At 45.7% G+C, this 10,769-nt stretch carries 10 protein-coding genes; 9 read left to right on the top strand and 1 reads right to left on the bottom strand.

Features of this window, described 5'->3' with window-relative positions; translation table 11 throughout:
- Positions 1-234: 234 nt before the first annotated feature.
- The 8 genes from AC0YNT_RS30425 (at position 235) to AC0YNT_RS30390 (ending at position 8,954) form a co-directional block, all read left to right on the top strand.
- Positions 235-615 (top strand): ATPase, encoded by a 381-nt coding sequence (locus tag AC0YNT_RS30425; RefSeq protein WP_167282619.1) that lies wholly within the window; start codon positions 235-237, stop codon positions 613-615.
- Between the two features lie 142 nt (positions 616-757).
- Positions 758-1,045: an Asp-tRNA(Asn)/Glu-tRNA(Gln) amidotransferase subunit GatC gene (gene gatC, locus AC0YNT_RS30420; RefSeq protein WP_167282622.1), complete on the top strand. Its 288-nt coding sequence runs from the start codon at positions 758-760 to the stop codon at positions 1,043-1,045.
- Positions 1,046-1,076: 31 nt separating this feature from the next.
- Complete coding sequence (gene gatA, locus AC0YNT_RS30415) at positions 1,077-2,537, top strand: Asp-tRNA(Asn)/Glu-tRNA(Gln) amidotransferase subunit GatA (protein ID WP_475807894.1); 1,461 nt, start codon at positions 1,077-1,079, stop codon at positions 2,535-2,537.
- Positions 2,538-2,551: 14 nt separating this feature from the next.
- Positions 2,552-3,994, top strand: a complete 1,443-nt coding sequence (gatB, locus tag AC0YNT_RS30410) for an Asp-tRNA(Asn)/Glu-tRNA(Gln) amidotransferase subunit GatB (RefSeq protein ID WP_167282626.1) — start codon at positions 2,552-2,554, stop codon at positions 3,992-3,994.
- A 137-nt stretch (positions 3,995-4,131) separates the two neighbouring features.
- Entirely contained in the window at positions 4,132-4,830 is a 699-nt protein-coding gene (locus AC0YNT_RS30405) for an MgtC/SapB family protein (RefSeq protein ID WP_475807896.1), read from the top strand.
- On the top strand, positions 4,812-6,626 hold the full coding sequence (locus AC0YNT_RS30400) for a DUF4097 family beta strand repeat-containing protein (protein ID WP_475807893.1): 1,815 nt from the start codon (positions 4,812-4,814) through the stop codon (positions 6,624-6,626). The genes AC0YNT_RS30405 and AC0YNT_RS30400 overlap by 19 nt, the downstream gene beginning before the upstream one ends.
- Before the next feature lie 75 nt (positions 6,627-6,701).
- Positions 6,702-7,139, top strand: a complete 438-nt coding sequence (gene perR, locus AC0YNT_RS30395) for a peroxide-responsive transcriptional repressor PerR (protein ID WP_167282633.1) — start codon at positions 6,702-6,704, stop codon at positions 7,137-7,139.
- Positions 7,140-7,244: 105 nt separating this feature from the next.
- The gene (locus AC0YNT_RS30390) at positions 7,245-8,954 is read left to right on the top strand and encodes a glycosyl hydrolase family 18 protein (RefSeq protein ID WP_475807895.1); all 1,710 of its coding nucleotides are present in this window, start codon (positions 7,245-7,247) and stop codon (positions 8,952-8,954) included.
- An 84-nt stretch (positions 8,955-9,038) separates the two neighbouring features.
- On the opposite strand, the gene AC0YNT_RS30385 is transcribed toward AC0YNT_RS30390, so the two are convergent.
- Positions 9,039-9,380 (bottom strand): DUF2614 family zinc ribbon-containing protein, encoded by a 342-nt coding sequence (locus AC0YNT_RS30385; protein WP_167282658.1) that lies wholly within the window; start codon positions 9,378-9,380, stop codon positions 9,039-9,041.
- Between the two features lie 162 nt (positions 9,381-9,542).
- On the opposite strand from AC0YNT_RS30385, the gene AC0YNT_RS30380 reads away from it, so the two are divergent.
- A complete protein-coding gene (locus tag AC0YNT_RS30380) occupies positions 9,543-10,415 on the top strand; it encodes a nucleotidyltransferase-like protein (protein ID WP_475807892.1) in 873 nt (290 codons plus the stop codon).
- The last annotated feature ends 354 nt before the right edge of the window (positions 10,416-10,769 follow it).

Raw genomic sequence — 10,769 nt, 5'->3', positions numbered from 1 at the left:
TGGAGGATCGAAGTATGTTCTATAGAGCCATGTAAATTGCTGAAATAATGAGCATGGCTACGTAAATTCGTTATTTGGTCGGAGATACTCCGGATTTAAGGGGTCGAGCCGATAATTAAATAAAGAAGGTTATGGAAAGTCGCTAAGGTGGCTATCTTCCATGATTGGACACCGCTATTATTTTTTAGTAGGATAATAGTGATAGACAGCGGCTGATAGACAGGAGTGAAGACGATGCTGAAATTAGGGGAAAGAGTCGTTATAATCGCCGACCAATTCGAACAAAATCTCCCTGTTGGGGAGTATGGTTATATAATTGCTTACGACCGTAATGCGGACAATGTGTTTGACTATGTGGTAAGAGTACCTGCGGCTAATCGTAATTTCCTCGTTCCAGATGAGGATGTTGAGCTGGAGGAGGTTCTTATACAGGAAGAGGTTGACCGAATTGAACGGGAAGCTCTCATCGATTATGCGCTGGCAACCTTTAACGAAGAATTGTTTAAGCGGATTATGAAAGGCGAAGAAGAGCCTGAGGAACTGGAAACTACGGTCGGCGAAAGCCAAACGAGTGAAGACTTTATTCGCCAGGTTAATCTGAAGGCGTGGATATAACAGCAATCATAGAGCGGAGCTTATCCTTAACTTGGGAGAGGCTCCGTTTTCATTTTGCATGCTGTACCACTTTGTGAAATGACGATTTTAAGCTATAATAGGAGGAATGAGTACGAGGCTTACAAGGGAGGACGAAGCATCCATGAGCATTACGATAAAAGACGTTGAGCATGTTGCCAATTTGGCTCGGCTTGAACTGACAAACGAAGAGAAAGAACAATTTACGGGACAGCTGAACGCGATCCTGAAATATGCGGAGAAGCTGGACAGTCTGAACACGGACAATGTCGAGCCGACAAGTCATGTTTTGCCGATTACGAATGTAATGCGGGAAGATGTGACTCGTGAGTCGCTGCCGATCGAGAAAGTGCTGCTTAATGCACCGGATGAAGAAGACGGTCAAATTAAAGTACCGGCTGTATTAGAATAGAACTTGAGGTATTCGAAGGGAGGAACTGCTGTTGGCACTGTTTGATTTACGCCTACAGGATGTACATAGCAAGCTGAATAATAAAGAACTGACGGTTTCGGATTTGGTGGATGCTTCTTATCGCCGTATTGCCGATACTGATCAAGCCGTAAAAGCGTTTCTTACATTAAATGAAGAGAATGCACGCCGTCAGGCGGATGACCTGGACAAGCAGCTTCAAGAGGGCGGCGAACGTGGTCTTCTGTTTGGTCTGCCGGCAGGCGTGAAAGATAATATTGTAACGGAAGGGCTGCTCACTACTTGTGCGAGCCAGTTCCTGAGTAATTATAACCCGATCTATGATGCGACAACTGTTTCCAAGCTGAAATCGGCGCAGTCGATTACAATTGGTAAACTTAACATGGACGAATTCGCAATGGGTGGTTCCAATGAGAACTCCAGCTACTACCCGACTCGTAACCCATGGAATACGGAGTATGTGCCAGGCGGTTCGAGCGGCGGTTCCGCAGCTTCGGTTGCTGCTGGACAAGTCTACTTCTCCCTAGGTTCCGATACAGGCGGCTCAATCCGTCAGCCTGCTGCTTATTGCGGTATTGTTGGTCTGAAACCAACTTATGGCCTTGTTTCGCGTTTTGGTCTCGTTGCATTCGCATCGTCCCTTGACCAGATTGGTCCACTTACGAAAAACGTCGAGGATTCCGCTTATGTCCTGCAAGCTATTGCCGGCTATGATGAGAAAGATTCGACATCGGCTAATGTGAATATTCCTGACTACACAAGTGCTCTGACAGGTGATGTGAAAGGCCTCCGTATTGGTGTGCCTAAGGAGTATTTGGGTGAAGGTATCGATCCGAAGGTGAAAGAAGCGGTCATGCAGTCGCTGAAAACCTTCGAAAGCATGGGAGCGACTTGGGAGGAAGTATCTCTTCCGCATACGGAATATGCAATTGCGACTTACTATCTGCTTGCTTCTTCGGAAGCATCGTCTAACCTGGCCCGTTTCGACGGGGTTCGTTATGGTGTTCGTGCAGACAATCCGGATAATCTGATTGATCTGTATCGCAAATCGCGGAGCCAAGGCTTTGGTCCGGAAGTAAAACGCCGTATCATGCTTGGTACGTATGCACTTAGCTCCGGTTATTATGATGCGTATTATTTGAAAGCACAGAAGGTGCGTACGCTTATTAAGCAGGACTTCGATAATGTCTTCAATCAATACGATATCATCATCGGTCCAACGGCTCCAACAACGGCCTTCAAGATTGGCGAGCAGGTTGGAGATCCGCTGACGATGTATCTGAACGATATTTGTACCATTCCGGTAAGCCTTGCTGGTATTCCGGCAATCAGTGTTCCTTGCGGAACAGCGGACGGCATGCCGATTGGCCTGCAGATCATCGGTAAAGCATTTGATGAATCGACCGTGCTGCGTGCAGCTCATGCGTTTGAGCAGCAAAACGAATTCCATAAATTACGGCCGCAGCTAGGGTGAAGGGAGATATAACGATGTCTGAAGCGACGCAATACGAAACAGTAGTCGGTCTGGAAGTGCACGTGGAGCTGCATACGAACAGTAAAATTTTCTGTGGCTGCTCTACAGCCTTTGGTGCACCGGCTAATACTCATACATGTCCGGTATGTCTCGGGCACCCCGGCGTTTTGCCGGTATTGAACAAACAAGCAGTTGAATATGCGATGAAAGCAGCAATGGCGCTTAATTGCGAAATTGCAGATATCAGCAAATTCGACCGTAAAAACTATTTCTATCCGGATTCGCCCAAAGCGTATCAAATTTCACAATTTGACCAACCAATTGGTGAGAACGGGTGGATCGATATCGAAGTGAACGGCGAGACCAAGCGTATTGGTATCACTCGCCTCCATCTGGAAGAAGATGCGGGCAAATTGACGCATGTTGATGGTGGATTTGCTTCACTCGTTGACTTCAACCGTGTTGGTACACCTCTTGTTGAGATTGTATCCGAGCCGGACATCCGTACACCTGAGGAAGCGAAAGCTTATCTGGAGAAGCTCAAAGCGATCATGCTTTATTGCGATGTGTCTGATGTGAAGATGGAAGAAGGCAGCCTTCGCTGCGACGCCAACATCAGTCTTCGTCCTTATGGACAAGAGAAGCTTGGTACACGGGCTGAGCTGAAGAACATGAACTCTTTCCGCGGCGTTCAACGTGGTCTGGAATATGAACAAATCCGTCAAGCAGAAATTTTGAATGACGGTGGTGTAGTTGTTCAAGAAACACGCCGCTGGGATGATGCGCAAGGTAAAACCTTCTCGATGCGGGGCAAGGAAGAATCGCATGACTATCGCTACTTCCCGGATCCGGATCTTGTTCGCCTGAACATCAGCCAAGAATGGAAGGATCGTGTACGCGCATCGATTCCTGAACTGCCGGATGCCCGTAAGGCTCGTTACACAAGTGAGTTCGGATTGCCGTCCTATGATGCGGAAGTTATTACTTCTTCCAAGAAGCTGGCTGACTTCTTTGAGGAAAGCTTGAGCTATACGAAGGATGCTAAAGCGGTATCCAACTGGATTATGGGTGATCTGCTTGGTTATTTGAATGCAAACAGCCTGGAGCTCTCCGAAGTGAAAATTACCGGACAAGGGCTCGGGGAAATGATCGGCCTGCTTGAGAAAGGTACGATCAGCAGTAAAATCGCCAAGACCGTCTTCAAATCGATGCTGGAAACCGGCAAACTGCCGCAGCAAATCGTTGAAGAGCAAGGACTCGTTCAGATCAGCGACGAAGGCGCACTTGTTGCGGTTGTCGATCAAATTATCCAAGCGAATCCGCAATCTGTTGAAGACTTCAAAGCAGGTAAAGATAAAGCGATTGGATTCCTGGTCGGCCAAATTATGAAAGAGACGAAAGGCAAGGCGAATCCAGCGCTTGTCAACAAGCTTCTGCTTGAACGTCTGAAAGCATAATTGCCTATTTGCCCATTAGACAGACGCCGCTCATCCTACGAGATGAGCGGCGTCTTTTCATGGAATGCAAGTCCACAAGCATACTAATATGATACAATTATGTTCATGAAAGGTTGTGCTGCCACTTGGGTCATGATATTGCAAATCCTTGGTATATTAATGAGCTTCACTTGGGGCTGAGGCTGCTGCTTGCCATGCTGCTTGGCGGGCTGATTGGCCTGGAACGTGAGCAATCCAATCATGCAGCAGGACTTCGTACGAACACGCTGGTATGTATCGGTTCCTGTTTGCTGATGCTTTTATCGATATATGGTTTTTCATCATTTGTAAATGAGCCCAATGTGCGAGTGGATCCGGCCCGGCTGGCTGCAGCTGTTATTACAGGTGTTGGCTTTTTGGGAGCGGGGACGATTTTGTTTACGGGCAAATCAATTACGGGTCTTACAACTGCTGCTTCGTTATGGGTTGTCTCGGCGATTGGCTTAGCTGTTGGCGCAGGGTTTTATTTTGCCGCAGCTGTTTCGACGATTTTGGTACTTCTTATTTTATGGGCATTTAACAAGCTGGAGAAAAGATATATCAGCACCAAACGGGAGCATCATTTAATTGTTCAAGCAGATGAGCAGTCTACAATCGTTCGTACGCTCAATACGCTGCTGACAGAAAAACAGATTGTTATTCGTAAGGTGATGCTGGAGGAAAGCGGCAAGCGGGAGCATGGATTACAGCAATTTATGCTTCATTTAACCGTACAGCTTCCGAAAAATGAATCCTTATTATCTTTATTGGAACAAATCCAGCAGATGGAGGGCGTGCATTGCGTGAGTTCGGACTAGATCGGCCAAAGAGCAGGCTTCTTACACTGCTACTCGCTTTTGTGCTCCCTGGAGCCGGTCATCTATATACAGGACGGTATCAGAGGGGACTGCTGCTGATTGCCGGAGTAGTTCTTGATTTTGCTGCAATTATTCGACTAGCTGATGCGAACGCTGCAAGGCATTTGCTTTTTATTGTATATCTAGGCATAACGGTGCCGGTGTATTACTTTGTCAGCGTCTTTGATGCTCTTCAGACGAGGGACATCACGGAGGAAGACACGACGAAGCAATTGTCTCCTCTGATTGGGCTGCTAATTATGGCTGCTGGCCTGCTGCTCTTTATTCTTATTGATCCTCCTGCGGCCCTCATTCCATGGATGGATGATTTGGCTGAACTGGCGGTTGGCCCATTTCTTGCGGGATTAGCGATCGTATTATTGGTTTGGCGAGTGAAGGGAGTTCAGTCCATGTTTCGATTAGGACGGTTCACGTCCGCAATATTTATTATTACGATTGGCAGCTTGCTGTTGTGGGATCAGGTACAGGAGCGGAATGACGTTGCCTTAATCGGGAAATGGTGGCCTGCTGTTTTTATATTGCTTGGTGCCGAGATCATTATTTACAGTATTATTTATCGAAAAGGTACGAAAAAACTGCGTTTTGACTTTGCAGGTGTCATCATAGCACTTGTTATTTCCCTTGTAGCCTTTACAGTGACCCAATATGCAGAATTGCCGTTTAGATGGCTTGATCAATACGTTGATTTGAATGGCTCTCCAGATTATGGTGAAGAGAAGGGCTTTAAATTCGTGAAGGAGACGGATACCGTACCTTTTGATGCTGCGGCTATATCCAAGCTCAAAATATCTAATCCGAACGGGAAAGTAACGGTTCGCGGTGGAGGCAGCAATCAGATTGTCATCGATACGGAAGTTTGGGTAGATGTCAGTGATGAACAAGAAGCAGATCAAATTGCGACCAAATCTACTGTGGAGAGAGTCTCCGACGCCAATTCAATGACAATTACAGCTAAGGGCGAGCCATATGGTACGAATGGAAGTCGGAAGCCTCGGATGAATATGGTTATTACGGTTCCGCAAGAGGCAATTGTTCCTGAGGAGCCTATTGATAGCATCGAAACGCCGCCTGTCGACGGCACCGATACCCTTACCTCTACCCCAGAAGTAGATCCTGTCCCTGAGATGGCAATAACGGTTGATGTTAACAATGGACCAATAACTGCCAGCGGTTTATCAGCACCAGGAGGTATACAGCTTAAGAGCGATAATGGTGATATTGGAGTCCAGCAGACAAACGGTCCGCTGACTATTCATGGATTAAATGGCGGGATCAAGCTTCAGAATGCAACAGGTGATGCGGAGTTGTCTACAAAGAATGGTGCCGTTTCCGTGGCTTCCTTAACGGGTAATCTTACTGCGGAGACTTGGAATGGTGCTATGGACTTAAGCCAAATTTCAGGCAGTGTTCAAGCAGATACGAAGAATGGTAAGATTTTGATAAAAGAAGCAGCGGGAGAAGTAAAAGCTTCCACTCTTAATGGTAATATTGAGCTTGCTAGTGCTGTGATCGGCGGAGATTGGGATCTTGACAGCACAGTAGGTGAAATCAAGCTGCGTGTTCCTCATATCGGTGATTACTCGGTATTTGGATCCGTTACTTTCGGCAGTATTACAACGGATTTACCACTGAATATAAGTAAGAAAACCGTTCGGGGAACAATTGGTTCTGGCAATTACCGTGTTCAGGTGAATGCAACTAACAGTATTTACATACAGTGGAATGAGAGCAATTGATGAGCGCTTTCATTGACAAACCATTTTGAATGAACGTACAATAGTTGTATCTACTAAGTGAAGGGCGTGAGGGGAATGGGAGCCAGCGTTAACGAAGCAATAGAGCAGTTGAAGATGAATGGCGTCCGTATGACCCCGCAACGTCACGCCATATTGAGTTATTTGATGGGTTCTATGTCACATCCGACAGCCGATGAGATTTATAAGGCACTGTCACCGAACTTTCCGAGTATGAGCGTGGCTACGATATATAATAACTTGAGGTTATTTGTCGAAGCGGGTTTGGTTCGCGAATTAACCTACGGTGACGATTCCAGCAGATTTGATGCGGATTTGTCCGACCATTACCATGCGATTTGCAAGAGCTGCGGACAGATTGTCGATTTTGAATACCCGCCGCTTTTGGAAGTGGAGCGAGCTGCTTCCCATAAAACCGGCTTTACGGTTGAAGGGCATCGAATGGAAATTTACGGAGTTTGCTCTAGCTGCTGCGAGGCTGCTGTTCGAGCATAACGAAGCTAGTTAATAGTTGATTGATAACAAAGGCGTGCATAGATGCGGTAATTCGCGGATTTGCACGCTTTTTTACATCATAAGGAGAGTGAGCAATTGGAGACGATGTACACCAGGGCGCCACGCCGTCGCAAGGGCGGAGGAGCATGGTATACGATGCTGTTCCTGCTATTCATTGCGGCTGCTATGGCCGTTTGGTTTATTTATATGAAGTTTATACCGAATCAGCATTTAACGACGCCAGATTATACAATGGAACACCCGATTACCTACCAGGGCGAAGTAATGGAACAAGGGGCCATAATAGAAAAAGATGAAGTGATGCTGCCGATTGCAGCTGTACAGCAGGTTCTTGGTACGGACGAGCCTATTTATTATGAGGCAGAAACCGGTTCTATTATTTTAACCACATCTAATAAAGTTCTACGATTAAAGACAGATGCTCTTACAGCGCAGCTTAACCAGAAACCATATGAGCTTCATATAGCTGCAAAGACTAAAGATAACGTCGTATATTTACCTATTACACCTCTTGAAGAGCTTTATGGTCTGAAAGTTGAGTATAAGTCTGACTCAGGCATCGTTATTTTACTCCAAGCGGGGGAATCTATACAGCAGGCGAAAGCTCTAAAGTCAAAGGGAAGTGCGATCAGGACGAAGACAAGCATCCATTCCCCGATTCTAGAGAAAGTGCCGCAGGGTGAAATTATCCGCATTTGGGGAGAGAACAAAGGCTGGCTGTTCGTCCAAGGCCCGCAAGGGCAGCTTGGTTATATGGAAAAAGGCAGTATGCAGTTAGCTAGTATTGAAAAAGTACCTCAACCGGACAAGGAAGATGCTTTTATTCCATGGAAGGTGCTCGGCAGTAAAATTAATCTCACCTGGGAAGCGGTATATGAGAAAAATCCAGATCCGGCGTCTATTGGTACGCTTAAAGGTGTGAATGTCGTTAGTCCAACCTGGCTTGAGCTGCAGGATGGTAAAGGCACCATTAAAGGTAAAATTGATCCGACTTATGTACGCTGGACGCATAAACAGGGGATGCAAATTTGGGCCCTATTCAGTAATGGGTTTGAGCCTGAGCAGACAACAGCAGCACTAGCAAAGGCAGATACGCGGCTCTCGATGATTCAGCAGCTGCTTGTCTTTGCCGAAACGTATCACCTTCAAGGCATTAATATTGATTTCGAGAATGTGCGAACATCGGACAAAGCTAATCTTGTGCAATTTGTGAGGGAGCTTACGCCGCTGCTTCATGAACAAGGGCTTGTTGTATCTATAGATGTAACGCCAAAGTCTAACAGTGAGCTATGGTCATTATTTCTTGATCGTGAGGCACTCGGGCGGACTGTCGACTATATGATGGTGATGGCATATGATGAGCACTGGGCTACTAGTCCGGAAGCAGGTTCGGTGGCATCACTTGGCTGGACCGAAAATGCTGTTAAGCGCATTATCGAAGAGGATGGCGTCCCTTCAAATAAGATTATATTGAGCATGCCATTATATACCCGGATTTGGACAGGCCAAGACGGAGAAGTAAAGTCCAAAGCAGTAGGTATGGATAAAGTAAAAGATATTATTGCAACCAAGAAACTAACACCTAAGTTTGATCAAGCTTCAGGTCAGAATTATGTGGAATATAAAGAGGATGGCGTACTTAACCGCATATGGATTGAAGATGCAACCTCGATACAATCCCGTGTTAAGCTGATGCATGATCTTGATTTAGCCGGCGTAGCGACATGGAATCGTTCCTTCCAGACGGCATCGATCTGGCCCGTCATAGATGAAGCGATAAACAAAAGGCCATAATAGTTATTATCCGCAATATATAAAAGAAGCTGCTACAAAGGGTTCAGTACCCGATGTAGCAGCTTCTTTTGTTCTAATGATTTATTAAACAGAAGGTTCATGTGTCGCCTGAGCGGGATCAAGCGTCAGTATGGTCTTACAGTACATACAACGGTCGGTTTTGCCAAGCATTTTTGTCGGTCGGTGACATTCTGGGCATTCCAGCATTGTTGCACTGGTGGACATCATCCCTGCCCAGAAGTACACAACGCAGCTGATTAGGAGGGAGATCATTCCGATGACCATAAAGATAGCGGCAAATATTTTGCCGGCATGTCCCCACCAAACGATTCCGCCTGTTCCAATGATCATGACACCCATGCCAACCAGAGTAAAGACGAGGCCCCACAAACGGAATTCATTGATTTTTGCCGATTTGAAAAAAATCTTATTCACTATTCCATTCCTCTCTGTGACGACAGACATATGTAAGGAATACGGTTTTCTTAAAAAGGAAGCAGGAAACCGCCCCAGTTTGTCGAAAAAGATAATACTATACAGATAATTATTATAGCTTAATCCCATTGGATTAGCTATATGGAGGCCCAAGTGAGTACGAAACAGTATTTTATCGAAGTGTATCGTTCGCAACCGGATTTAGTTGGACTGTTAGCAATAGAGAATCCGTATCCATATAATCCGCTTGTTGAGGGATTGGACGTATTAATTTTTGTTGTTCGAGAAAGTGTGCGCAGTGAATCAACCGAGCATGTTTGTTTGAACGGTCAACGGATCATGATTCGGACGGTTGATACAGATCGTTTGGAACAATGGATTGCCAACAGAGGGCAGGGCAGCATTATCCAATGGATGGTTCGGGGGGAGATATTAATGGAGCGCGACAATTATTTAACGAACATTCGCGAGCAGTTGATGTTATTTCCGGATATGATGAGAGAGCAAAAACGTTTCGCTGAGTTTTCTGGATTCCTGCGTACTTACTTACAAGCAAAGCAGGATATTGAAGATAACAACATATTGGATGCACACAGTAATGTCATGGCCGCGCTTCATCATTGGGCTCATATTGTCCTAATAGAAGAAGGTCATCATCCCGAATTGACTGTGTGGCGGCAAATTCGCAGAGTTCATCCGGGTGTATATAAGCTGTACGAGGAATTGACGGCAAGTCCTGAGTCCTTGGAACAACGTGTGCGTCTGGTTATGCTTGCTTGTGAGTTCACCGTTATGAACAAAATGAAAGCATGCTGCGCCTTATTGTTTGATGCGATCAGCAGCCGGCAGGAGCCGTGGAGTATATGTGAGCTCCAGAACTACCCTTCGATTCACGAGCTTCATATTGATCTGTCGCTTGTTGTACAGAATCTTGTGAAACGTGCTTACGTCCGTGAGGTAGCTGTTATGCCAGATAACGGGGACCCTGATATTATGGAATTAAGGTATCTGCTGACGGCAATCTAATGTAGACGTGTGCGTAAAATACCCGTTATTCTTAACGGGTATTTTATTTTGATTGAAAGAGTTGACTTATCTTTTACCGCTGTGGTACATTAGTACTCGCCGCTTTTGAAGCAAGGCGTTTTAAGTCGAAAACGACAACCGAAAAAATTGTCGAAAGTCGAAAAAAAGTGCTTGCAATCAACTAGGCAGCTGTGATATATTATAAAAGTCGCCGCTGAGAAAAACGGCCGATGAACGCAAGAAAAAAATTGTTCTTTGAAAACTGAACAACGAGCAAAACTGCCCCGTTAGAAATAACGGAAAAAGCGATAAAAACAAGTTTGAGCAAGTCAAACACCATTTCATGGAGAGTTT

The sequence above is a fragment of the Paenibacillus sp. J22R56 genome, assembly GCF_056269375.1.
The sequence above is the reverse complement of the archived record's forward strand: the minus strand, read 5'-3'. Positions and strand labels throughout refer to the sequence as shown.